This window comes from Oceanisphaera psychrotolerans (assembly GCF_001870485.1).
In the GTDB taxonomy this organism is placed as follows: Bacteria; Pseudomonadota; Gammaproteobacteria; order Enterobacterales; family Aeromonadaceae; genus Oceanimonas; species Oceanimonas psychrotolerans.
Genome location: NZ_MDKE01000066.1, coordinates 1 through 24,779 on the forward strand (window position 1 = coordinate 1; position 24,779 = coordinate 24,779).

Genomic DNA, 24,779 nt, shown 5'->3' on the forward strand with positions numbered 1-24,779 from the left:
CGGCGCATCATTGGCCGCATCCACGTTGACGGTCAGGGTGTAGCTGCTATCGCTGTACACCGTGCCGTCACTGACCTTGAAGCCAATCTCGCTGTAGTCGTTGCCGCTCTCGTTCTCACCCGGCACGAAGCGCAGGTAACCGGCATCCAGGTCGGCCTTGCTGATCGCCTGGTTCAGCGTCACCGCCACCCAGTCACTGCCGTCGAAGTACTCCAGGCTGCCGGCGGTTTCCAGACTGGTGATCTGCACACCGGCCAGGCTGTCGCCATCCACATCGGCGAAGCTGCCGAAATCATCGGCGCCCAGCACCTTGGTGGTGTCTTCGACGGTGGTCACGCTGTCGTTGGTACTGCTCGGCACACTGTTCACCGAATCATTATCGGTAATGGTGGCGGTGCCGGTAACGCCGGCTTCGTTGGTGACGGTGCCGAGGCCGGCAATGGCGCCGGAAATGGTGCCGGTGACCAGGGTAAAGGTTTCGGCGGGTTCGGCATCGCTGTCATCTGTGGTGGCGACACGCAATTTGACCGAGGTCTCGCCGGCGGCGATGGTGACGTAGCCGGATACCGTACTCCAGCTGCTGCCGCCATCGGTCGAGATCTCCAGTGAACTGGCCGCTGCCGTGTCGCCATCGGTGCCGGTACCGATGGTGGCGGTGCCGCTATTCAGGGTCGGCGTGAAGCTGATGTCCGAAGGGCTGGCCTTGTTCAGGCTGACGGTAAACTCGGCGTAGCCTCCTTCGGTGACCGTGGGGCTGGAAATGCTCAGCGTCGGGCGATCATCATCCAACGTCGGATAGTCACCGTCCGTCGGATCTTTAGCGGTGCCGGTGGTATTGCTCTCCAGGTATACATCGCCATCGCCTTCATCGTTGATGGTACCGATTCCGGTGCTGACACTGCCGTCTGTCGTGGCGACCAGGGTGAAGGATTCGTTACCCTCGTGCACCGCATCCTGGTTGACCGCTACCCGCACCAAAAATGCACCACTAGCCGACATCGTGACGGCACCGCCGTAAGGCTGCCAGCTGCTGCCGTCGAAATATTCGAGGGTACTGCCGATATCGGCACTCAGGCCGGTAAGGTCGGCCTTGGTGTCTCCCGCAGACAGGCCGGTGGTGTCGCTGAGCGTCAGTGACACCGATACCCCTTCAACACCGCTAACTGTAAACACCGCATAGGGGGAGGCTTCGTTGACGAAGACATTGCTCACCGCCACCACATCTCTGGCGCCCTGCACGGTAATGGTGAGCACGGCGGTATCGGACAGACCGGCTCCAGCCTGATCGGTGACGGTAAAGTTAAAGCTTTCGGTCAGGGTCTGGCCCGGCGCCAGGGCATTAACGGCGGCATTGTCCTGGTCGACCTCGTAGCTCCAGCTGCCGTCGGCATTGAGCGTCAAGGAGCCATAACTGCCGGCCAGCGCCGAGCCCAAAGAGCCGGCGGTGCCTTCGCCTTCGGTATTACCTATTCGAACCGCAGTCACCCTCAGATCCGCCGCCGCATCGTCGACATCAGTGTCGTTGGCCAGTACGTTGCCGCTGGGGTTGTAGCCGGGCGCGGTGTTGTTATTGCCACCGGCCTCGATGGCGGTTGCGCTGTCATCATTGGCCACCGGCGCGTCGTTGGCGCCATTGATGGTGATGGTCAGGGTGGCGCTGTCGGTGCCGGGACTAGAGCCGTTGGCAATGGTGTAGATAAAGGTTTCGGTCAGAGAATCGCCGCTGTTCAGCGCCTGAACGGCAGCAAGACTATTGTTCAGTACATAGCTGTAGCTGCCGTCGTCACTCAGGGTCAGAGTGCCGTACTGGCCGGTAATGACAGTATCGGTGGCCACAGCGGTTTCGCCAGCATCACCGGCAGAGCGGGCGAAGGTGACCGTATTACTGCCAACCGGTGTGGTATCGCCCGTTACCGAATCGGTCAGCACATTACCGGTGGGGTTGATGCCATCAGTGGCATTGGCCACTCCTCCGGCCTCGGTGGCGGTGGCGATATCGGCTACGGCGTTGGGGTCATTGCTGCCGGAACCGTAGACGATGATATTGAGAGTCGCGGAGCTGGTAGCACCGGCGGCGTCGCGCGCCGTGTAGGCGAAGGACTCGGTGGCGGACTGTCCCTCGCTTAACGCCGAGTTATCTGCGAAGGGCGTATATACATAGCTGCCATCGGCATTGAGTACCAGGGTACCGTATTGGCCGGTAAGGGTGTCACCCAGAGCGGCGGAAAAGCTCAGGCTGTCGCCGTTGCTGCCAGTGATCACCTGGCTCAGTTCAATGGCGGTGATATTGCCGCTGTTGTCATAGCTCACGCTACTGACGGTGGTGCCGTCCGGTACACCACAGCCTGTTACCGACATACCTGCGGCAACCAAACCTGTGGTGATGGTCGGAGTCACGGTCGAGGTACCCGTGGCTTGGGAGCTGGTCACGGTGGCAGTTTTCATACTGCCCGTGACTTTACTAATCGCCTCATCATTGCCGGACGCAAAACCAACCATCTCGGCATCCAGCGAATCAATACTTACCTTTGAATTGGGATCGGATGGATTGGAAAGATAGTAGGCCGCAGTAGAAGACAAAGACACATAATAAGTGCCGGAAACACTGGGATCCTCGCTCGGATTTTCTGTCACCGTGATTAACGAGCCATCCGCTGCATGCAACGCACGGTAAGTACCGCCCACATTCAGATACAGGCTATGTCCAGACTTAACCGCATTAAACCCGTTCTCTCCGGCAAACGTCAACTGCGACGCTGCCACATTATCGGTGACCGAACCGACGACCACATTGCCAGCCGGGGCATCGATGGTCAGGTTGTCGCCGTTGGCATCGGTATCGTTATCCAGCACGTTGCCGATGGCCTTTGAGCCGAGCGGATCGTCACTGGCATAGGCGTTAGTGGTGCGCAGTGATTCCTTGGCGCTGTTGTAGTCATCGGCGGCCACCGGCGCATCGTTGGCGCCGTTGATGGTAATGGTCAGGGTAGTGGTGGCGGCCAGACCTTCCTTGTCGTTAATGGTATAGATAAAGGTATCGGTCAGGCTGTCGCCGCTGCCCAGAGCCTGCACCTCGGCGCTGTTGCCGACTGTGTAGCTGTAGCTGCCGTCGGCTCCTATCACCAGGCTGCCATACTGGCCGAGTACACTGGTGCCATTGGCAGATGTGGTGCCCGAGGTCACCGTCTGGTTGGCGGCTGAGGTGCCCACCTGCACCAGTGTGATATCGTCGCCGCTGTCGGTATCAATGTCGTTGCCCAGCACATTGCCTGTAATGGCCGAGCCGCCCTCGGTGACGGTATCGCTGTCTACTACCGCCACCGGAGCGCTGTTGCTACCTACCAGCGCATTCAGCGCCGAATCGACCCGGTCTGATGAAGAGCCGATATTGATCAGAGCACCGTCACTGGCACCGCTGGTCAAGGTATTGAAATAGGCCTGATCCACCACCAGCACAAAGGCGCGGTTGTCGGTCACATCCCGATCGTTGTCCCGGTTGCCATCGGCCTGGGCCTTGGCCAGATCGGTAAAGTCGGCATCGGTCCAGAAATAGAACCCCTTGACCTCTCCCTGCACCTTGATCGGCCGGCTGACCCAGCCGTAATAATCGGTACCGTTGATGTTGATCGCCGTGGCCGACACATCGTTGCCGCTGAACAGCCGGCTGTCGAAGTTGTTGTCGTCAATAGTAACGGAGACCTGACCAGACTTGTAAATAAAGTCATGGGTGTTCGACTCCTTGCCCGCTGGGGTGGTTGCGGTGTTGACCTCATAAGCATTAACGAAGCTGTAGGTTGCGAACTCCACTTCTACACTGACGCCGTCAATATCCAGCACCCCCCGACCATCGGAGGTGGTATCCGTCACAGCAGACCCGGTCACCGCCGCCGCAAAGCGTTCGCCCTCGTCGCCGGCGGTGTCGGCACCGTCATTGACCCGGGCGTCGATGCTGTGGCCGAACTCCTCGGCCAGTACCCGTGCCACCTCTGCGGTGTCTGCCCCCGCCTCAATCCAGTCCCGGTTCAGGTAGATCACCGCCGTGCCGTCCGGGCCCGCCGCGGCAAAGGCACCCAGCGCCCCCTGCATGGCGGCGTTGTCGAGCAGCTCTACCGTCACCTGCACCTGGCCGGACAGAATGGCCTGCCGCTCAGCTTCCATTGCCTGCAGCCAGGCCATGTCGATGTCGGTCTTGCCGCCATTGAACAGCGCAAACAGCTGCTCGGCGCTGGCCTCGGACAGATAATCCTTAATTTGCTGCTGGGCCTGCTCTGCCGCCGGCTGGCTCTGGCCATGAGCCACGGCCAGTGCAAAGAGCCCGTCTGCCGCTTCCGTTACCGCCAGATCCGCGCCGCTGTCCACCAGCGCATCGACCGTGGTATCCACCGCCGCACCGTCGAACATCAGCCGGGGTTCGAGTTGCCATAACTGGGGGCCACTCGCCTGCAATTGGTTGTTTTTATCGGTAGACATCTATCTGCTCCTTGATCTGTTTACCGGATGACGGCACGACGCGTGATTCACTGTGTCGGTACTTCCGATGCGGATTCGGGTGTAAGTTCGGGTGGCGCAATTTGAATCTGACCGCTCATGCCGGCCAGCAATTCCTCGAATTGTCCGTCAATCACCGCCACGGCCTTGACCGACTGGCTCAGGGGATCGACCCGGGCGGCAGTATATCTGAGCTTGACCGGATAGGTTTTGCCGGTGTCCTCTATCTGTACCGCGAAGTTATGGCCGGGTTTGAACCAGCCAAGCCAGCGCGAGGGCACGATAAACTCCAGCTCCAGTGCGCTGTCATCGAGAATGTCCAGCAACGGTTGCCCGGCCTGCACAAACTCCTGCTCCCGCGCCCGCTGCTCGCCGATGGAACCGGCATAGGGGGCATCGATGGTGCAGCTCTTGATGGTGGCATCGAGATAGGCAATATCGGCCTGCGCCTTGGCCACCTCTATCAAGCTGTTGTTGAGCTCGACGCTGCCGATGGCGTTAAGGTCTGCCATGCGCTGGTTGCCGGTATGGGTATTCTTGGCGCCGGCAAGCTGGGCCCGGGCTTTCTGCAACTGGGCCGCCTGCAGCGCACAGTCGAATTCCACCAGCCGCTGGCCCTTTTCTACCCGCTGACCTTCACGCACCGAAATGCGCTTGATCTTGCCCCCCTGCTCGGCAGCCAGGGTGGCATAACGAACAGGACTCAACTGGGCGCGCAACTCGTTGTGCTCGAGCGAGAACTCACTCTGCGCCTGCACCGGCAGCACCAGAGAAGAGGCCAGCAACATCGAGGCCAGCCCGGCGTATCGCCGCTGAATCGTGATATTGACGAACATCAATCGGTCTTACTCCTTGCCGGGCCGGACAACCCGCACCGGTCCAATCGGTTTCAGACCGGTATCGAGCCAGCCCTGCACCCGGGTCCGCAGCTCGGCCAGGCTGAGGCCGTCGACACTGGCGTTCAGCTCCGGCTCCATTCCCAGGCTGGACTGCAGCCGGCCGATGGACTCCTGCACCTTGGCCATGGACTGGTAACGCCTTAACTCGCTCAGAATGGAGGTGACGTTGGCCGCAATCAGGGTCTGTTCCCCGATCAGGTTGCTCTGCGCCTTGCTGCTGGTAATGGCCTCGAGCTGCGCATCCACCTGATAGAGCTGATCGGCGCGGGTAAACTGGCGCAGAGAGTCGTTGTATTGATGCCGCGCCAGATGCACCTGGGTCAGCACCGACATCTGCAGCGCCATGCGCCGGGCTTCGGCCAGGGCTTCGTTTTTCTCTGCGGCCCGCATCCGGCTGGGGGCCGAGATCAGGTTGAAGAGGTTGGCGCTGACCCGCATGCCGGCGGTGCGCCACTGCTCGTCGAGCAGGAAGCGGTCGTCGTCATAATTCAGGCCGTACTCGAAGCTGATCCCCGGCAGCAAACTCAGCAACGCCTTGCGGGTGTCCTGGGCGGCGATGCGCACGTTGTAGAACTGCTCGCGCAAATCGGCATTCTGCACCAGGGCCTGGGCTTCCAGTACCGCCATGTCGACCTCGAGCGGCTGTACCTCGACCTCGGGTTCCTGCAGTTTGAAGCGGGTACCGGGCAACAGCCCGATCAGGCTGCTCAGCTCGATACGGGCGCTGGCCATCTCGCGCTCCACGCTTTCAAGCAGGCGAAGGCTTTCCAGCAGGTTGCGCTGAAATCGCAGAGATTCATCGGGGGTGCTCACCCGTTCCTTGCTCAGTCGGTAAGAGTCCTGCAAGGCCTGCTCGGCGGTGCCGATGGTGTGTCGGACCCGCTCATTCAACTTTTCTGCCGCCACCGCCCGCCAGTAGGCGGTGCGTACGTTCTGGATCAGGGTGTGCATCGCCTTGCGGCGACGTTCGTTGGCGATCAGCAGCTTGTCACCGTTCTGCTTGGCGGTGTAGTAACTGGCACCGAAGTCGAGCAGGTTCCACGACAGGGTCAGGTCGGCCGTGGTATGGGACTTTTCGGAAGACACATCCAGCTCGGAGCTGTTGCTTTCCTGGAACTCGGAAGGATTATCGAGCAGGGCGGAATAGCGCGCGCTGTAGTCATCCCGCGAGCTGTAACCGGCATTGGCCAGCAACTTGGGCAGCATGTCGTAGTTGCCCGCCTCCAGCTGCTTCGATGCCAGCGATTGCTCCATCAGCCGGACCCGCTGATCCAGGTTGTATTTCAGGGCCCGGGCAATGGCTTCATCCAGGGTGATAATGTCGCCGTGCGGCTCCATATCTGCAAAGGCGGCGCTGCGATCGGCCTCGTTGATGCGGGAAATGTCGGCCTGGCTGAAGTCCTGGGGTGCAACGGTACAACCGGTCAGGGTAGCGACGATGATCAGAGTAAGCGGCTTGATACGGGAAACGGTTTTAGGCATAGAGATGGTTTCTTCCTGAATTGTGATAATCCTGACGCGGGTATGGTGTTGATACGCGGTCACATACCACACCCGGTTCTGTCGCCGATACCGCCATCAGGACCAACCCGATAGGATACCTTCTTTAGTGACGGCCGCCGTCGTATAACGAAGACCAATATGAGTACAAAGCATTATACAGCAAGAACAGAAATGTCCCATTATTGAGACAGCATTAATCCTTGTGGTTATTAATGACTTTGTAAATAGACCATTTCGAATTATGGGATCGCCGGCGGCAAATTCATTCAGCGCGAAAACTGCGCGTAGATGGGATTGTGGTCCGACACCGTGGGGGTATTGATGGCGGTGGCGGAGTGCAGGGTCAGATCCCGGTAGAAGATAAAGTCCAGCGGCTGACGCAGGTAGCTCTTGATGTGATGGGCGTCTTCCATCACCGCCTGCTGCAACCCCATGGCCCGGCAGAAGTCGGCTAGATAACGGCGCCGTGACCGGCTCCAGACGTTGAAGTCGCCGGCCACAATCAGCGGCCCCCGGTGTTGCAGCAGGGCCTGCCGGAGCGCGGCAATTTCGTGGTAAAAATGGCCGTGGCGCACGAAGTTGATGGCGTGAATATTGGCCACCAGCAGGGTCTCGCCGCCACTCAGTGGGTGATGGGTAAGGATCTGGCTTTTGTGGGTGGCGAACCGCAGCTCCCGGCGGTAACTGAGCAAGGCCGTAATGTCGTTGAAGGCGCACTGGCCGGCGGTGAGCACCCCGAACAGATGCGACGGCGTCTGGATATTGGGCGAGACCGCATAAGACCAGCCGTCCAGCTGCAGCCGATGGCTCAGGGCCAGCTTGGCCTCCTGCAACAGCAGCAGCCGGGTAGGAAATTTCGCCAGCAGCTGGGTCAGGCACAGCTGAAATTCGGAACTCAGGGTCAGTTTCTGGGTATTCCAGCACATCACGCCCAGCCGGTCGCCATCCAGCGGCTGATGCTGATGAACAAGCTGATGCGGCATGACGCGGGGGCGAAGCATAATCGAACATCCTGCCTTGTCGGGAATCTCGTTCCATCTTAGCAGAAGGGCCCGCAAATCTTCCCTCTGCTTTATTCCAGATCTACGCCATTTATTGCCAAATTTCGGCCAAACTTCACTTTTTAGTGCTGTTTATGTATCATTGGCGCGTTCATACATTGAACAAAGTGAATTGATGAAACCTCCCGAATCTCGTGTTTCCGAACGACGCCTCGTCGCCAGCCTCAGCGGCGGCTTCCTGCTCCTCTTCGTCGCGCTCGCCCTTTTCGACCTGCAACAAATGACTCACTGGATCAACCTCAGCTTCGCCTGGGTCGTCGATCTGTTTGGTCCTCTGTGGCAGGTCTGGATGCTGGCCAACCTGCTGGTGGCCCTGGTGCTGGGCTTTACCCGCTATGGCGATGTCCGCCTGGGGGGCAATGTGCGCCCCGACAGCTCGACCTTTCGCTGGCTGGCGGTGATCATGTGCACCCTGCTGGCCGGTGGCGGCGTGTTCTGGTCGGCAGCCGAGCCCATGTACCATTACATGACCACGCCGCCGAACTTCGCGGATGCCGAGTCCGGCGTCTCGCCGGTGTCGGCGGCGCTGGCCCAGACCTTTCTGCACTGGGGCTTTCTGGCATGGGCTTCGCTCGGCACCTTGTCGGCGGTGGTGGTGGTCTATGCCCACTATCACAAGGGCCTGGCCATGCGGCCGCGTACCCTGCTCTACCCGCTGATGGGTGAACGTATCGAAACCCACTGGCTGGGCACCCTGGCCGATGTGGTGTCCATTATCGCGGTGGCCGCGGGCACCATAGGCCCCATCGGTTTCCTCGCCACCCAGCTGGGCTTCAGCTTCGAGTCGCTGCTGGGCTGGGACAACGACTACGGCCTGCAGCTGGCGGTACTCGGCGGCCTGGTGGCCATTTACACCCTGTCGGCTTCAACGGGGATTGAAAAGGGCATCCAGTGGCTGTCCAGCGCCAATGTGGTGCTGGCGGTAATCTTGCTGGCCACCATCCTGCTGGCAGGGCCCGGCAACTTCATTGTCGACTCCTTCCTCAACGGCATGGGTGTTTATCTGCAGGACTTCATGCCGATGGCGCTCAACCGGCAGGACGATGCCTGGCTGGGCTGGTGGACGGTGTTCTTCTGGGGCTGGTTTATCGGTTATGGCCCCATGATGGCGCTCTTTATCGCCCGTATCTCCCGCGGCCGCACCCTGCGCGAGCTGGTGATGGCGGTGGCGGTCATGGCCCCGCTGGTGACCAACTTCTGGTTTGCCAGCCTCGGTGGGGCCGGCATCTTCTACGAGCAGGCCGTACCGGGTGTGGTGTCCCAGCCGCTGCAGGATGGCGGCTTGCCGGCGGCCCTGCTGGCGGTAACCCAGCAGCTGCCGCTGGCGGAGCTGATGGTGCCGGCTTTCCTGCTGCTGACGGTGATCTTCGTCGCCACCACCGGTGACTCCATGGCCTATTCCATCGCCATGGCCATCAGCGGCAGTCATACGCCTCGCACCCGGGATCGTATTTTCTGGGCGCTGACCATGGGCCTGGTGGCGGCGGTCTTGCTGAGAATGGGCGAAGGCGGCATCAACGCCCTGCAGTCCTTCATCGTGATCACGGCGGCACCGGTATCGCTGCTGCTGTTGCCGGTGATCTGGACCGGCCCCAAGGTGGCCCACGCCATGGCCTATGAGCAGGGCATCGTCACCCACCGGGTGCGCAGCGAAGAGCTGACCAACCCCGCGTCCTGACCACGACGCTGCTCCAAAAGGTAACGACAACAAGGGCCTCCATGGCCCTTGTTTTCATTCCCCGCCCGGCGTTTCAGTCGACGATGGTCGCCGCTATCCGAGTGCCGTCGGCCAGCTCGGGCCCGGGATACAGCACCAGCTGCTGTCCTTCGCTCAGCCCCGCCAGTATCTGCGCCTGCAGGCCGTTGTCGTGGCCGATCCTGACCGGAGTCCATCGGGCCCGGTTGCCCTCCGCCACCAGCACCGCCCATTGTTCCCCTTCCCGGAACAGCGCACTCGATGGCGCCATCAGCACATTCTCGTCTTCCCACACCACAATGCGCACCTCCACCCGATAGCCGTGGCCCAGGCCACGCCGCGCGTCGGGCTCGCCGTCGAAACGGATCAGCACATTGACCCGCTGCTCTTCCACCCCCAGGGCGGAAAACTTGGTAAAGCCGCGCGGTTCAATTCGTTCCACCACCCCGGCCAGCGGTTGCGGTCCGCCCCAGTGCTCAATCAGCACCCGATTGCCGGGGGTCACCCGCACCGCCTCGGCGGAGGGCAGCTCGACCAGCACCTCCAGATCCCGTTCGGGATCGCCGACTTCCATGATGGGAGTACCGGCGGCCACCACGGTTTCGCTCTGTTGCAACCGCTGCAGCACCCGCCCGGACACCGGCGCCAGCAGCGGAATACCTTCCCCCTCGCTGCCGGGCGCTCCCTGCCCCAGTTGCGCCCGGGCGGCGGCCAGTTCGGCCTGTCGCTGCACCACGGCGGCGTGGGCCGCATTCAGCGTGGCAGTGGCCGCCTGCGCCGATTGCCGCGCCTGATCCCGGGCCGAGGCAGACAGATGCCCTTGCCGATACAGCCGGTTGTTGCGCGCCCATTCGGCGTCGGCCAGTTGGCTGGCGGCCTCCGCCCGGCTCACTTCCGACCGGGTGGCCTTGAGTGCTGCCTCGGCCGCCTGCACCGCCGCCTGGGCCCTTTCACGGGCGCGGGCATCCAGCAACGAGACCGGTACCGGCACCAACCGGGCCAGTTCGGTTTTGCCCACCAACACCGGATCCCCGGCCTCCAGCCTCACCCGCAACAGCCGCCCGGCCACCGGGGCACTCACCACATAGCGCTGGCGCACCCGGGTCCGCGCCTCTTCATCGATGGTGACCATCATGGCGCCCCGGCGCACCGTGCCCGTCTCCACCGGTATCGCCCGGGGCCAGAAGGCATAAGCGAGCAGCCCCGCCAGCAACAGCGCGGCGGCGAGCAATATTCCCTTGCGTGACTGTCTCGATGCCATCTCGCTACTCTCGAATGTTGAGGGCGGCCACCAGATCCAGCCGGTGGATGTCGCGCTGTACCCCGATGCCGGAAAGCAGCGCCGCCGCCAGCACCGCCAGTGCCGCCTGACCATGACTGGCGGGCACCAGCTCCACCGGCACCTGATACAGCTCGGTGCTGAAGCCGGCCGCCACCGCCAGCGACAGGCCGTATCCCAGCAGGGAGCCCAGCGGTAACGCCAGCAGGGTGAGCAGCCCCAGTTCGCCCAGCAGCACAAAACCCACCTCGGCCCGGGTCAGCCCCAGGATCCGCAGGCCGGCCAGTTCCCACGCCCGCTCGGCAAAGGCGATGCGCGCCCCGTTATAGACGATGCCGAAAGTAATGACCCCGGCAATGGCGGCCATCAGGTAACGGGTGGCCCCGGCGCCGCTGTCCATCACCTTGCGAAAGGCCTCCCGACGCTCCTGCCGCAGGCTGACCCCGGCCACCACCGGCATCTCTTTCATCTCCCGGTACAGCGCGGCACTGCGGGCGGCGTCGATACGCAGATAGGCGCCGGATACCCATCCCGGCTCCCCCATCACGCGGTTCAGGGCGCCCAGTTGCATGAAGGCGGGCGCGCCCAGCAGGGTATCGGCCAGCCCCACCACCGGGATCTCCAGCACCGGCCGGCGCCCTTCGCGTACCTCGACGCTCAGCAGTTCGCCCGGCACTATCGACAGCTTCTTCGCCAGCGCCCGCGCCAGAATGACCCCCTCGGCGCGCAGGGCCAGGGGCTGGCGATCTTTATCCAGGGCCCGGTACAACCTGGGCTCGTCCATCAGGGCGGTAATGGCGCCACGATAGTGATACCGACCATGGCGCAGTATCACCGGCACCGAACGAAACGGCTCCAGCGCCAGTACGCCGTCCAGCTGCGCGAGGGCAAAGAGGCTGTTGCTTCCCCGGGGCTCGATGAAACTGACCGTGACGTCGCTGCGGTCGATGTGGTTGAAATTCAGCGCCAGGGCGCGGTCGAAACCACTCATCACGCTCAGCATGGCCACCGGCAGCGCCATGCCCAGGGCGATGCCCAGCACCGTCAGCAGCGCCCGCCCGGGTCGTCGCCACAGGTTGCGCAGTACCATGCGGCTGGGCTGATCCAGCCAGCGGCCGAGCCGGGGCCCGAGGCGCAGGCCATGGCTGAAATCCGGTGGCGAAGGGGGCCGCATGGCGGTGGCGGGCGCCAGCGCCAGCACCCGCCGCAGCACCAGCAGGGCACCGGCGGAGGCGGCCAGCACGCTGACCGACACCCCGATCACCAGGGCGGCAGGATCCAGCCGGAACAGCAGAAACGGAAACTTGTAATACAGCTGGTAGACGCCGCTCAGGGCTCGTCCGGCAAGCACACCCAGCACCGATCCCGCCAGGGCGCCGCCCAGGGCGATCACCAGCACAAACTTCAGGTAGTGAATCGCCACTTCGGAGCCGGTATGACCGAAGGCCTTGAGCAGGCCTATCTGCTCGCGCTCCGCCTGCACCATGCGCGACAGCACCATGTTCAGCAGAAAGGCGGCCACCCCCAGAAATACCGGCGGTACGGTGCGGCTGGATACCCGGAGCCCGGCAATCTCCTCCTCGACAAAGCGATTGGACAGCTGATCCGCCAGCCCAAAGGCCCCCAGGGCACCATAGGGCGCCAGCAGCCGGTCCAGCGCGGCGATCAGCTCCGCCTCGCGCGCGCCCCGGGTCAGGGCTATCAGCACCTCGTTGACGGCGCCGTCCAGATCGAAGGCCGCCGCCAGCACCGATTCCTGCATCCAGATCACCGCAAAGCGGCCGTCGTCGGGCACCAGCTCGCCCGGGGCCGTGGTGTACACAAACTCCGGCGCCTGCGCCAGCCCCGTTACGGTCAGGCGCTGCGCCCGCCGTTGAGCGTCGCCAGCAGGGTATCGCCCGGGGCCAGCCCCCGGGCCCGGGCAAAGCCGTCCAGCAGCAGCACCTCATGCCGCCGGCCCGGTTCGGGCTGCCGCCCCGCCGACAGCACCAGCTGGTTCAGCCGTGTCGGCAACGACAGCATCCGGGCCCGTATCGGCGCTGCCACGCCCGGCAGGTTGAGCAGGCCGCCGCCGTTGATGCGCCCCTCGGCCACCGCCACCCCGGGCAGGGCGGCCACCTCGGTCAGCAGTCGGCGCGGCGCGCGCTTGACCGGCGCGAAGATCTCCGCCAGCCGGTAACGCTGGTAATAGCTGTGCCGGGTTTCACTCAGGGAATTGACCAGGCCGTCCATCATCACCAGCAGCATGACCCCCAGGGAAATCACCAGCATGATGGCCAGCGCCTGGCCCCGCACCCGCCACAGGTCCCGTCCCAGCTTGCGATCCAGCATGCTCATGGCGTCGCCCCTACCATTCGATGGCCTCGGCGTCGAGCCGGTGGTCGTGGATCTCCACCTCGCGGATGCGACCATCGGCAAAGTGGATAACCCGGTGGGCCATGGCGGCGGTGGCCGCCGCATGGGTGACGATCAGCACAGTGGTGTCCAGCTGCCGGTTGACGTCCTGCAAGGCCCGCAGCACCACCCGGCCGGTGTGGCTGTCCAGCGCGCCGGTCGGCTCGTCGCAGAACAGCACCGTAGGCCGCTTGGCGATGGCACGGGCGATGGCCACCCGCTGCTGTTCACCACCGGACAGCTGGGCAGGAAAATGATGGCCGCGTTCGGCCAGCCCCACCAGGGCCAGCGCCGCTTCCGCCGCCATCGGCTCGGCAGCCAGCTCGGTCACCAGCTCCACGTTCTCGCGGGCGGTCAGGCTGGGCATCAGGTTGTAGGACTGAAAGACAAAGCCGACATGATGGCGCCGATAACGGGTCAATTGCGCCTCGTTCATGGCGCTCAGTTCCCGGTCGAAAAACCACAGCTGCCCGCTGCTGGCCCGATCCAGGCCGCCGAGCAGGTTCAGCAGGGTCGACTTGCCGCTGCCGGAGGGGCCCAGCAACACCACCAGTTCGCCGGCCGGGATCTCGAGGTTCACCCCGCGCAGCGCCTGCACGGCGGCCGCACCTTCGCCATAGACCCTGGTGAGATCCCGGGTACGAAAGGCGGGCAGTCGATAATCCAGTGGTTTGCTCATGGGGACACTCGTGCGTGACAGCGGCGGCGGTTTAACAAAAGCCGTGTAACACAAAGCCTAAGTGCTATCGCCCGGCGCCGCCATCACGCGCGACATCGGGTACAAGCCGCCGGGTCGGACTAAGCTTGAACTGTTCCCCGCCAACAGGTGGCCCTATCAACTAAAGGAAGCCAGTGCCATGTCCGCCTCTCATTCGCTGATTGCCATGGAAATGGGCATAGATACCCACCAGGAGCCGGTGGTGTTCATGCGCGCCGACTGCGAGGTGTGCCGGGCCGAGGGCTTCAACGCCAATACCCGGATTCAGGTCGGCCTGGAAAACCGCACCATCATCGCCACCCTCAACGTGGTCACCGAAAAGGTGCTGCCGCCCGATCATATCGGCTTCTCTCGCATCGCCTGGCAACGGATGGCGCTCGAGGGGGGTGAACGGGTGCAGATCAGTCATGCGCCCCTGCTCCATTCCATGAGCGCAGTCCGCAAGAAAATCTACGGCCATACCCTGTCGTCCCGGGAAATTCACGACATCGTGGCCGACATCGCCGCCCATCGCTATTCGGACATGCAGATTGCCAGCTTCATTACCGCCGGGGTCGACTGCCTCAACACCCAGGAAATCATCGCCCTCACCCAGGCCATGGTGGCCAGCGGCAAACGGCTGACCTGGCCCGACACCCTGCAGCTGGTCGACAAGCACTGCATCGGCGGCGTGCCCGGCAACAGAACCACCCCCATAGTGGTGGCCATCGCCAGCGCCGCCGGCCTGGTCATGCCCAAAACCTCATCCCGGGCCATCACCTCCCCCTCGGGTACCGCCGATACCATGGAGGTACTGACCACGGTGCGCCTCAGCCTGGAACAGATTCAACAGACGGTACGCAAGGTCAATGCCTGCCTGGCCTGGGGTGGCGCCGTCAACCTCAGCCCGGCCGACGACATGCTGATCCGCATCGAACATGCCCTGGACATCGACGGCGTCGGCCAGCTGGTGGCCTCGGTGCTGTCCAAGAAACTGGCCGCCGGCTCCACCCATGCGTTGATCGACATTCCCGTGGGGCCGACCGCCAAGGTACGCAGCCAGCACGAGGCCAGACACCTGGCCGGTCTGTTCGATACCGTCGGCCAGGCTCTGGGGCTCAAGATGCGTTGCCTGATCACCAATGGCGACGAGGCCATCGGCTATGGCATAGGGCCGGCTCAGGAAGCGCAGGACATCCTCGCCGTGCTCAACAACGAGCCCGGAGCTCCCGCCGACTTGCGCGAGCGGGCACTGTTTCTGGCCGCCAATCTGCTGAATCTGGCAGGCGGTGCCTCCCTGGAGGTCGCTCAGGCCCGGGCGCAGGAGCTGCTGGCGTCGGGTCAGGCCTGGGAGCAGTTCAAGCGGATTTGCGACGCCCAGGGCGGACTGAAAACAATCCCGCAGGCCGCCCACCAGCTCGAGCTGGGGGCCAGGCACAGCGGCACCCTGCTGGCCATGGACAACCGGCGCCTGTCCCGGCTGGCCAAGCTGGCCGGTGCCCCCATTTCCCCCGCCGCCGGCCTGCGCCTGCATATCAAGCTGGGTCAGGCCCTGGCGCAGGATCAACCCTTGCTGACCCTCTACGCCGACAGCCGGGGCGAGCTGGACTATGCGGCGGCCTATTACGCCAACAATCACGATATGTTCATGGTTGGAGAAGCCTCATGATGCCCCTGCTGTTTTCCCTGGATGACGCGCATTCGCTGCGCACCCCCCTGTGCCGAGGCCTGAACGCCGACGCCGGCCGGCTGGAACGGCGCCGCTTTCCGGATGGCGAAAGCTACCTGCGCATCCACAACGAGGTAACGGGCCGCCCGGTGCTGGTGCTGGCGGATCTGTCCCGTCCCGACGACAAGTTTCTGCCCCTGAGCTTCCTGTGTGACACCCTGAGGGAGCTGGGCGCCAGCCAGGTAGGCCTGATTGCCCCCTATCTGTGCTATATGCGCCAGGACGACCGTTTTCACGCCGGCGAGGCGGTGACGTCACGCACCTTCGCCCGGCTGCTGTCTACGCAAATCGACTGGCTGGTCACGGTCGACCCGCACCTGCATCGTTATCACCGCCTGGATGAAATCTATCGGGTGCCAAGCACTGTGGTGCAGGCCGCGCCCTTGCTGGCGGACTGGCTGGGTGAGCGGCAGGATCCACTGCTGCTGGTGGGACCCGATGCCGAGAGTGAACAATGGGTGGCGAAGATCGCCGCCCGGAGCGGCCATGATTATGTGGTCGGCAGCAAGGTACGCAGCGGCGATCGGCAGGTCGCGGTCCAGCTGCCGGACCTGTCCGCCTGGCACCAACACACGGCGGTGATCATCGACGACGTGATCTCCAGCGGTCAGACGGTGCTGCGCTGCCTGCAGGCATTGCGCGCCCAGGGTCTGAACAGGGTGGACTGCGCCGTCATTCACGGCCTTTTTGCCGACGACATCGAGCAGCAACTGACCGACAACGGGCTGCGCCGGCTGATCACCACCAATGCCATTGCCCATCCCTCCAACGCCATCGATCTGAGCCCCCTGCTGCTGGCGCCCATTCGGAAACATCTGGCCGCCTCATAGCCGCTCATCAAGCTCCCCATCGACTGTAACCGGGCCTCACCGACACATTCGATGGGCGAATGAGGGTAGCTTTCGGAACCAACTCTGTTCTATCTTGTCTTGAGTTATTGCCAATTCACCCTCTTCCCCATCCAACTGGAGTACCTGCATGTCCTGGACCCTGGAACAACTGCACGGCCTGCTTGCCAACCACGAAGGCTGGCAGAGCAAGCTCGAAAACGACTCTCTGTTGATCACCAATGCCGAGGGGCTGGAAGCCTATCTCGCCGTGGCCGGCGAGCAGATCATCGTCGAAACCCTGCTGTTTCCCGCCACCCAGGTGACCGACAGCGCCGTGCTGAACGACACCATATTGCGTACCCATCAGCTGTTTCCGCTGACCACGGTCGGCATCAGCAACATCAGCGGTGACGACTATTACATCGCCTTCGGCTCCCTCTCTGCCGGTTCGAAGGAAGAGAGCGTGATGATCGAAGTGGAAACCCTGTTCCGCAACACCGAGGCCTTTCTCGATCTGTATCAGGACCAGCTGCAAGGAGTAACCGCATGAGCGTATGGAAAAAACTGGTGACCGCCATCAAGGGGGGCGCCAACGAAGCCGCCGAGGCCGTGGCCGACAGCCAGGCCCTGCGCATTCTGGAGCAGGAAATTCGCGAAGCCAAACAGGAGCTGCGCCGCTCCGACGAGGCCCTGACCGGCATCATGGCCAAGCGCAAGCTGGCCAAACAGAAGGTGGACGCCATCGGCGCCAGCATCGCGGAATATGAAGCCCACGCCCGCGCCGCCATGACCAAAGACAACAAGGAGCTGGCGCTGGAATGTGCCCAGCGGGTGGCCGAGCTGAAAAACGAGCAGGACGGCGAGCAGAGCTACGTCGACCAATATGCCACCTCCGAGCAGAGCCTGAAACACAACATCACCACCGCCAAGAGCCGCCTGCGCCAGCTGGAACAGCAACTGGATATGGTCAAGGCCACCGAAAGCGTGCAAAAGGCCCAGGCCGCGGTGTCGTCCCGCCACAGCGGTGCCAACACCAAGATGACAACGGCGGTGGAATCGCTGGACCGCATCAAGCAGAAGCAGACCCAGCGTCAGGCCGAGCTGGACGTGGCCGCCGAGCGCGCCGCCAGCGAGAGTGGCGACGCCCTGGAACAGAAGCTGAAGTCCGCCGGCATTACCGGCAGCCAGTCTGCCGGCGCCGAGGACGAGCTGGCCCGCATTCTGGGCAAATAAGCAGTATCCGTAACTGATGTGGATTCTGGAGCCAGTGCGCCTTTATCGTCACCCTCGCGAACGCGGGGGTCCAGTGCCTTTGCAGACAACCGGCACTCTGACCGTTCTGCGCCACAAGTCCTGGATTCCCGCCTTCGCGGGAATGACAAAAGAGGACCCACGGGAATGATAAGAGAAGCCCCGCGGGATGACGACAGAACCACATCTATTAGGCTGCATTACTTAATAGGTAAATAACATGTTCGACTGGCTGAAGAAGAAAATGCAGCCGCCGTCCGTTCAGGCCGAGCCGGCCCCGGAAGTGCTGGGGCTGCGGCTGGGCGGCGGCTTCGAGCTGGATGCGCTCAAGCTGTCGTTGCTCAACGACAAGGTGACCTTCGAGGGCGCGGCCAGCACCCAGATCATCCAGGCGGTGGGCCGGGTCATGCTCGACGAAAGCCACCAGCTGCTGCGCTTCTACACCGACGACGACGGCTTTATTCAGGTATTGCTGGACGGCGGCACCGGCGACGACTGCGTGGCCGAGGTCAAGCTCTGGTATTTCTACCAGACCCGGCCGATAGACGGCGATGCGGCCTGGAACCGGCTGCTCGACAGTGAGCTGGTGCAACCGGAGTGGAACCTGGATGGCCAGGTCTTTACCAAGGCCTGGGACAACACCCGGCCGGTGGCCATGACCGAAACCACCTGGCTCAACGACGGCAGCCGCAGCGAGACCGATCAGTTCGTGATGATCTACGAGCGACCGCTCGTAGACACGGAGGATGACGTGGAGGTGCTGATGGTGGCTGGCGAGGAAAAAATTCTGCACCAGCGCGCCGAACACAGCCTGATACTCGCTACCGGCATTGACCTCAGCCCGACCGATTTCAGGTTTGTGAGCTGATGCCGGCGCCACTTTGTCCGGCACGAAACCATCGACAACGCTGTTGTCACCGGCTTGCTGCGCAAGCCCTGCCGGCTAAAGCGGCAGCTACAGGTACCGGCATTAATCAGGCCATGCCGATGCAACCTGAAGCAGCAACAGGGATTGCCGTATTCGACCGTCAAATGCCAGGGATGGCATTTGACGAGCGCCCCATGGATGGGCTTGAAGCGTGTCGAAGGAGGCAACCCTGTTGATGCTTCGCCCGGCAGGTTCTGCCAACAATTTGCGGCTTTTCATTTTAAGAACGGAATAAAAGGATACTCATGGACGCTTTACTCACTTCACTCTCGGGCCTCGGGCCCTTCCTGTTATATTTCTCCCTGTCCATTCTGATGCTGCTGCTGTTCAAGTGGCTCTATGTACTGGTGACCCCCTGGGACGAATGGAAACTGATCAAGGAAAACCAGAACCTGGCCGCGGCCATTGCCCTGGTCGGCGCCTTCGTCGGCTTCTCGCTGGCGGTGGCCAGCGCCGCCGCCAACTCGGTATCGCTGCTGGACTTCGCGGTCTGGGGCCTCATCGCTCTGGTCGCCCAGCTGCTGGCCTTCGCCTGGTGCGGCTGGTATTTCTGCCCAGGATTGCCGAACGCATCAACGAAGGCCAGGTCTCGGCCGGCGCCGTGGTCGGCGGTCTGTCGGTCGCCGTGGGGCTGCTCAACGCCGCCTGCATCACCTACTGAGGAGGCCTTATGAAACGTTCCAAGCGTCAGCTGCTTGCTCGCATGGCGGATCGCATCGGCAAACCGGTGGGCGCGGCCATCGCCGGTTCGGTGCTGCTCAGCGCCTGCGGACAGAATGAGGCCGAGATGCAGGTCTATCAGTCACCGGATGATTGCCGCAACGACAATCCCGAACTGGCCCAGCAGTGCCAGGCTGCCTATCAACAGGCGTTGGCCGAGTCGGCGGATACCGCCCCCAAGTATGACAGCCGCCACGACTGCGAGGCCGACTTCGGCGGCAACAACTGCGTGCCCTATCAGTATCAGGGCAACAGCTGGTTCATGCCCGCCATGGCCGGCTTCATGTTCGGCCGCATGCTGGACGGCAACCGCTACGCGCACAGTCCCGTTTACACTTCCTACAACCCCTACTCGCCCTACTACGGCCAGTGGAGTACCGCCAACGGCTACCGGCTGGGCAAGGCCAGTTACGGCAAACGCATCTCGGTCGGCAAGGAGGCGCTGGCACCCAAACCCAAGGTCACCCGCACCATTTCGCGCGGCGGCTTCGGCTCGACCGCCCAGGCCAAGAGCAGCTGGAAAAGCACCAAGAGCAGCAGTTCCCGCAGCTGGGGCGGCTGATGCTGCGGGTCAGCCATAAAGAACGCCCGGACTGGCGCGCTCAGGCCGAACAACTGGGGTTTGGCTTTCATACCATGTATGGCGAGCCCTACTGGGACGAAACCGCCTACTACCAGTTCACCCTGGCGCAGATAGAGCGGGACATCGAAGACCCCACCGCCGAGCTGCACCAGATGTGCCTGGAGGTGGTGGACATGGTGGTACGTGACGAACGGTGGTTGCGACGTTTCTGCATTCCCGAGGCTCGCTGGCAAGGCATTGCCGACTCCTGGCAACGACGGGATCCCAGCCTCTATTCCCGGCTGGATCTGGCCTACGATGGCCGGGGTCCGGCCAAGCTGTATGAAAACAACGCCGACACCCCCACCAGCCTGTTCGAAACCGCCTTCTGGCAATGGCTATGGCTGGAAGACAACGTCGATGCCGGCCGCTGCGCCGGGATGCAGATCAGTTCAACCTGTTGCAGGAACGGCTGGTCACCCGCTTTGCTGAACTGGCCGCCCGATATCCCGGCCAGCGGCTGCATTTTTCCTGCTGCAAGGACACGATCGAGGACAGGGGCACGGTGCAGTATCTGGAAGACTGTGCCCGGGAGGCCGGGCTGGACACCGCCTTCGTCCATATCGAAGACATCGGTCTGGGCGAAGGCGGCTGGCTGACCGACACCGACAACCACACCATCGACTGGATGTTCAAGCTCTACCCCTGGGAATTCATGTTCCGGGAGCAATATGCCGAACATCTGGCGTCGAGCCGGGTCAACTGGCTGGAGCCGTTGTGGAAGTCGGTGCTGTCCAACAAGGCACTGTTGCCCCTGCTCTGGCAGCGTTTTCCCGACCATCCCAACCTGTTACCCGCCTATTTCGGCGACGACCCCAGGCGCGGTGCGTTGCAGGAATATGTGCAGAAGCCACTGTTCTCGCGCGAGGGCGCCAACATCAGCGTGATGCGCCACGGCGAGCTGGTGGCCGAGGTAGATGGTCCCTATGGTGAGGAAGGCCATATAGTGCAGGCCTGGCATCCGCTGCCGAAATTCGGCGCCAACCACGCCCTGATCGGCAGCTGGCTGGTGGACGATAAACCCGCCGGCATCGCGGTGCGGGAAGATACCGGCCTCATCACCCAGGATCTGTCCCGCTACCTACCCCATATCATACTGGGTTAATACCGCTCACAGGGTCGACCAGCGGAAATAGCCGCCTACAGCGTCAAAATGCGCTGATATTCGCCGATTTCTACCTGATAGGGGGTGGTGCGGCGCAGGTGATCACGCATCGCCTCCAGTGCTTCCGGCTCGCCGTGGATCAGCTGAATTTGAGTGTCGGCGGTCAGGGCCGAGGCCGCCAGCCATTGCTGCAGCTCCACATAATCGCCGTGCCCCGACAAGCCGTGCAGCGTCTCGATACGGGCACGGTTCGGCACCCAGTCGCCGTGGATTTTCACGCTCTCCACCCCCTGAGACAACTTTGCCCCCCGGGTACCGCCCGCCTGATAGCCGGTCAGCAACAGGGTGGTTCTGTGATCGGACAGCAGCCGCTTCATGTGGTGAAGAATACGCCCTCCCGTGACCATGCCGCTGCCGGCGATGATGATGTGAGGGAACACCTCGTCCGACAGCGCCTGGGACTGATCCACGGTGCGGGTAAAGGTAATGGCCTGATTCATCTGCTGAAAATCGCCGTGACTCAGCTTGTGCTGGTCGGCAAAGCGCGCATAGATACCGCTGACATCGATGGCCATGGGGCTGTCGAGAAACACCTTCATCCGGGGGATGCGCTCCTCAAGCATCAGCCTGGTCAGCAGATACTGCATGGTCTGCGCCCGGCCCACGGCGAAGCTGGGGATCAGCATGACGCCGCCTCCGGCCACAGTGTCATTGACCAGCTCTTCGAGTTGCTGGAAAGGGTCTGTGTCTTCATGACGGCGGTCGCCGTAAGTGGACTCAAGCAACAGCAAATCCAGCTCGGGCAGCGGCTGAGGCGGCCGCATGAAGAGGTCGTTCGGCCGACCCACATCGCCGGAAAACCCGATCCGCTTGCCTTCGGCTTCCAGGATCAGGCTGCCGGCCCCCAGAATATGACCGGCGGACTGCAGATGCAGTCGCATGGGGCCAATATCCAGCTTTCGGCCAAACTCGAGGGGCTTGAGCAACGCCAGGCTCTTCTCTGCCGTTTTCCGGTCATACAGGGGTTCGGGCTTGTCATGCTTGCCCAGCTTGTGGCGGCCGTAGAACTTGGCGTCTTCTTCCTGCAAATGGCCGCTGTCCGGCCACAGAATGCCGCACAGAGCCTGGGTGGCAGGATGGCAATAAACGGGCCCGCGATAACCCTGCCGGTACAGCACCGGTATATAGCCGGAGTGATCCAGATGGGCGTGGGTCAGTACGATGGCGTCGAGCTTGCGCAGATCCAGCGGCAGCTCTTGCCGGTTACGCTCCCGCAACCATTTGTAGCCCTGATACAGGCCGCAATCCACCAGAATTTGAGTATCGCCGCTGCTGACCAGAAATTTGGAGCCGGTGACCGTCTGGGTCGCGCCGAGAAAGGTAATCTTCATCCGGGTTCCCTCATATTGCTGCTGCCGATGCGGGCTGGGTCATCACGCTGTCGCCGCCGGTAAAAACCCACCCGTCACTATCTCGTTCTATCAGTATCCGTCAGTTTGACCGGCTTTGCCGTCCGGCTGGCCAGCCCGACTACCGAAACGCCACGAATGACCGAGGGATACTAAACTTGACGGGTGTCCCATCGATGAAGGAGCAGGACGATGAAAGGCAATGCCGTGGTCTGGTTTGAACTCTATGTGGCGGATATGGCACGGGCGCGTAAATTCTACGAGGCGGTGCTGGACGTGAAGCTGGAACAGCCGGAAAAGATGGAAGGAGACTGGCCGGAAATGTGGATGTTTCCGGGAGAAGACGAGGGTAACGGCGCCTGTGGCGCCTGGTGCAGATGAATGGCATGTCACCCGGCGGTGGCGGCACCCTGGTGTATTTTCGTTGTGACGACTGTGCCGAACAGGCCCACAAAGTGGTGGCCAGCGGCGGACAACTGGCCCGCGACAAGTTTGCCATCGGCCCCTACGGCTTTATCGCCCTGGCCGTCGATACCGAAGGCAACATGATCGGCCTGCACTCCATGCGTTGACAGGAATGGGAGCCGAAAGTGAAGGAGAGTGGGCAAGAAGGACCGAAGCCACGTTCGCGGCTGCGGCCAAAAGGGAGAAAAATGGTTTAACTATTCAGCACCAGCAAGGCATCCGGCACCGCCCGAAAGTCCAGCGCCATGGTGACGCTGATGGCGGTGATGGTGATAATCGACAGCACGAAGACCCGACGGGCCCAGCCCTGTTCCTCAACACCCCGGCGATAGCCGTTGAAGGCCATCACCAGCCACCACAGGCTGGTGGCACAGGACACTGCCATGAAGGTCAGCCCGGTGTAACCACCGAGCGGCAACAGGGCGGTCACCAGACAGAACACCGCGATGTAGAGCACTATCTGCCGTTTGGCCTTGGCGATACCCTCGGCCACTGGCAGTACCGGTATCTTCGCCGCCGCATAATCGTCGTAACGAAAAATGGCGATGGCGTAAGAATGGGGCATCTGCCACAGGCTGAACATCAGCAGCAAAATGGCGGCCCCGGCGTCGAACTGGCCGGATACGGCGCAATAACCCACCACCGGCGGCACGGCACCGGACAGGCTGCCGACCAGAGTGCCGTACACGGACTTGCGCTTCATCCACAGGCTGTACAGCCCCACGTAAACCGCATAACCGAAAACGGCAAAGCCGACCGCCACGCCGTTGGTGCGTACCGCCAACAGGCCGAAGCCCAGCACACCCAGCAGTAAGCCGTAGATCAGCGCCGCCCGCCCGGACAGCTCGCCGGTGACCGTTACCCGGTTGCAGGTACGGCGCATATGCACGTCGATATCACGGTCGATGCAATTGTTGATGGCGCAGCCGGAGGCGACCACCAGCGACAGAGCGAGCACGGTGGCCCACATCAGCGACCAGTCGATGTCGCCGCGAGCGGCCAGAAAAAAGCCCCCCGCCACCGAAATCAGGTTGCCCATGATAATGCCCGGCTTGGTGACCTTGAGGTAAGGCCGAATCATAAAAGCCCCTTGGGATGTCGAGATCCCGTTACATAATTCACTAATTACCTCAGTGCCTCGAACAGACAACACCAGGATCAGCAAGGAAGCCAAAGGGATCTGCTCCGTCGACCCTCCGCGCTAGGGACGGCGCGGCGGAGCCCCCATGGGGCGAGCTTGCTCGCCGTGACGAGTCGTTTCTGCCTGACCGAACATCCAGTGAATGTTCGCAGTAGGTAGAAACGACGAGTGTCATGCCCCACGGCGTGTCGGCGGAGCGGACCTTTGGCTGACGTCACTCACCTTGTCTGGTTACATCATCATCTCGTTGGCGCTGAGGATGATCCACACCGACAGGCCCACTACCATCACGATGATCAGCGCAGAGAACATGAAGGCGACCGTGTTCTCGCGGCTGCTCGGGCTGAAGTTCAGGTGCAGGAAGTACTTGAGATGCACCACTATCTGTACGATTGCCAGGCCAACCACGGTCGCCAGCGTCATACCCGGGCTCAGTTGTTCTGTCATCACCGCCCAGAACGGAATGGCGGTGAGGATCACCGACAACACAAAGCCCTGCAGATACGATGTTACGCTGCCGTGATCCTGCGCGGCACCGTCATGATTGTGACTCATGCCATTG

At 62.4% G+C, this 24,779-nt stretch carries 21 protein-coding genes and 2 pseudogenes; 12 read left to right on the forward strand and 11 right to left on the reverse strand.

The annotated features are described in order from the left end of the window. The 4 genes from BFR47_RS15075 to BFR47_RS15090 form a co-directional block, all read right to left on the reverse strand. Window positions 1-4,470: beta strand repeat-containing protein (locus BFR47_RS15075; RefSeq protein WP_175514120.1), on the reverse strand; the 4,470-nt coding region annotated here is incomplete at its 3' end. 47 nt (window positions 4,471-4,517) lie between these two features. After that, a complete protein-coding gene (locus tag BFR47_RS15080) occupies window positions 4,518-5,324 on the reverse strand; it encodes an efflux RND transporter periplasmic adaptor subunit (RefSeq protein WP_217645571.1) in 807 nt (268 codons plus the stop codon). A gap of 9 nt (window positions 5,325-5,333) precedes the next feature. Further along, a complete protein-coding gene (locus tag BFR47_RS15085) occupies window positions 5,334-6,869 on the reverse strand; it encodes a TolC family protein (protein WP_071473834.1) in 1,536 nt (511 codons plus the stop codon). A gap of 287 nt (window positions 6,870-7,156) precedes the next feature. Beyond that, window positions 7,157-7,891 (reverse strand): endonuclease/exonuclease/phosphatase family protein, encoded by a 735-nt coding sequence (locus BFR47_RS15090; RefSeq protein WP_071473835.1) that lies wholly within the window; start codon window positions 7,889-7,891, stop codon window positions 7,157-7,159. 175 nt (window positions 7,892-8,066) lie between these two features. Between BFR47_RS15090 and BFR47_RS15095 the strand changes: the two genes are divergently transcribed. After that, entirely contained in the window at window positions 8,067-9,629 is a 1,563-nt protein-coding gene (locus BFR47_RS15095; protein WP_071473836.1) for a BCCT family transporter, read from the forward strand. Between the two features lie 73 nt (window positions 9,630-9,702). On the opposite strand, the gene BFR47_RS15100 is transcribed toward BFR47_RS15095, so the two are convergent. The 4 genes from BFR47_RS15100 to BFR47_RS15110 are packed head-to-tail and all read right to left on the reverse strand — an operon-like array spanning window position 9,703 to window position 13,999. Then, complete coding sequence (locus BFR47_RS15100) at window positions 9,703-10,908, reverse strand: efflux RND transporter periplasmic adaptor subunit (protein ID WP_071473837.1); 1,206 nt, start codon at window positions 10,906-10,908, stop codon at window positions 9,703-9,705. Between the two features lie 4 nt (window positions 10,909-10,912). Next, complete coding sequence (locus tag BFR47_RS15105; protein ID WP_217645572.1) at window positions 10,913-12,748, reverse strand: ABC transporter permease; 1,836 nt, start codon at window positions 12,746-12,748, stop codon at window positions 10,913-10,915. 32 nt (window positions 12,749-12,780) lie between these two features. Then, window positions 12,781-13,263, reverse strand: a complete 483-nt coding sequence (locus BFR47_RS18285) for a hypothetical protein (protein WP_217645573.1) — start codon at window positions 13,261-13,263, stop codon at window positions 12,781-12,783. 10 nt (window positions 13,264-13,273) lie between these two features. After that, window positions 13,274-13,999 carry an ABC transporter ATP-binding protein gene (locus tag BFR47_RS15110; protein WP_071473838.1) on the reverse strand — a complete coding sequence of 242 codons (726 nt, stop codon included), beginning with the start codon at window positions 13,997-13,999 and terminating at the stop codon, window positions 13,274-13,276. A 178-nt stretch (window positions 14,000-14,177) separates the two neighbouring features. On the opposite strand from BFR47_RS15110, the gene BFR47_RS15115 reads away from it, so the two are divergent. The 9 genes and pseudogenes from BFR47_RS15115 (at window position 14,178) to BFR47_RS15150 (ending at window position 21,202) form a co-directional block, all read left to right on the forward strand. Next, window positions 14,178-15,686 (forward strand): thymidine phosphorylase family protein, encoded by a 1,509-nt coding sequence (locus BFR47_RS15115; RefSeq protein ID WP_071473839.1) that lies wholly within the window; start codon window positions 14,178-14,180, stop codon window positions 15,684-15,686. After that, entirely contained in the window at window positions 15,683-16,576 is an 894-nt protein-coding gene (locus tag BFR47_RS15120; protein ID WP_071473840.1) for a ribose-phosphate pyrophosphokinase, read from the forward strand. The genes BFR47_RS15115 and BFR47_RS15120 overlap by 4 nt, the downstream gene beginning before the upstream one ends. Before the next feature lie 148 nt (window positions 16,577-16,724). Continuing rightward, entirely contained in the window at window positions 16,725-17,126 is a 402-nt protein-coding gene (locus BFR47_RS15125) for a DUF2170 family protein (protein ID WP_071473841.1), read from the forward strand. Further along, window positions 17,123-17,809 carry a PspA/IM30 family protein gene (locus BFR47_RS15130; RefSeq protein WP_071473842.1) on the forward strand — a complete coding sequence of 229 codons (687 nt, stop codon included), beginning with the start codon at window positions 17,123-17,125 and terminating at the stop codon, window positions 17,807-17,809. Before BFR47_RS15125 ends, BFR47_RS15130 begins: the two co-directional genes overlap by 4 nt. Before the next feature lie 238 nt (window positions 17,810-18,047). Further along, complete coding sequence (locus BFR47_RS15135) at window positions 18,048-18,695, forward strand: YjfK family protein (RefSeq protein ID WP_071473843.1); 648 nt, start codon at window positions 18,048-18,050, stop codon at window positions 18,693-18,695. 374 nt (window positions 18,696-19,069) lie between these two features. After that, a pseudogene (locus BFR47_RS15140) lies at window positions 19,070-19,416 on the forward strand (DUF350 domain-containing protein). A gap of 9 nt (window positions 19,417-19,425) precedes the next feature. Next, window positions 19,426-20,037, forward strand: a complete 612-nt coding sequence (locus BFR47_RS15145) for a DUF1190 domain-containing protein (RefSeq protein WP_071473844.1) — start codon at window positions 19,426-19,428, stop codon at window positions 20,035-20,037. Window positions 20,038-20,111: 74 nt separating this feature from the next. Then, window positions 20,112-20,393 (forward strand): annotated as a pseudogene (locus BFR47_RS19230) (glutathionylspermidine synthase family protein); the annotation flags it as partial. 44 nt (window positions 20,394-20,437) lie between these two features. Continuing rightward, window positions 20,438-21,202, forward strand: coding sequence for a glutathionylspermidine synthase family protein (locus tag BFR47_RS15150; protein WP_281245981.1), 765 nt, complete (start codon window positions 20,438-20,440; stop codon window positions 21,200-21,202). Window positions 21,203-21,237: 35 nt separating this feature from the next. On the opposite strand, the gene BFR47_RS15155 is transcribed toward BFR47_RS15150, so the two are convergent. After that, entirely contained in the window at window positions 21,238-22,593 is a 1,356-nt protein-coding gene (locus tag BFR47_RS15155; RefSeq protein WP_071473845.1) for an MBL fold metallo-hydrolase, read from the reverse strand. A gap of 210 nt (window positions 22,594-22,803) precedes the next feature. Here BFR47_RS15155 and BFR47_RS18290 point away from each other — a divergent pair, with 210 nt between their 5' ends. Beyond that, window positions 22,804-22,992 carry a VOC family protein gene (locus BFR47_RS18290; RefSeq protein WP_217645575.1) on the forward strand — a complete coding sequence of 63 codons (189 nt, stop codon included), beginning with the start codon at window positions 22,804-22,806 and terminating at the stop codon, window positions 22,990-22,992. 5 nt (window positions 22,993-22,997) lie between these two features. Then, window positions 22,998-23,183 carry a VOC family protein gene (locus BFR47_RS18295; RefSeq protein ID WP_217645576.1) on the forward strand — a complete coding sequence of 62 codons (186 nt, stop codon included), beginning with the start codon at window positions 22,998-23,000 and terminating at the stop codon, window positions 23,181-23,183. Between the two features lie 86 nt (window positions 23,184-23,269). Here BFR47_RS18295 and cyoE read toward each other — a convergent pair whose 3' ends face one another. Both cyoE and cyoD read right to left on the reverse strand, forming a co-directional pair. Further along, window positions 23,270-24,157 (reverse strand): heme o synthase, encoded by an 888-nt coding sequence (gene cyoE, locus BFR47_RS15165; RefSeq protein WP_071473846.1) that lies wholly within the window; start codon window positions 24,155-24,157, stop codon window positions 23,270-23,272. A 291-nt stretch (window positions 24,158-24,448) separates the two neighbouring features. Continuing rightward, window positions 24,449-24,772: a cytochrome o ubiquinol oxidase subunit IV gene (gene cyoD / locus BFR47_RS15170; protein WP_071473936.1), complete on the reverse strand. Its 324-nt coding sequence runs from the start codon at window positions 24,770-24,772 to the stop codon at window positions 24,449-24,451. Window positions 24,773-24,779 lie beyond the last annotated feature (7 nt).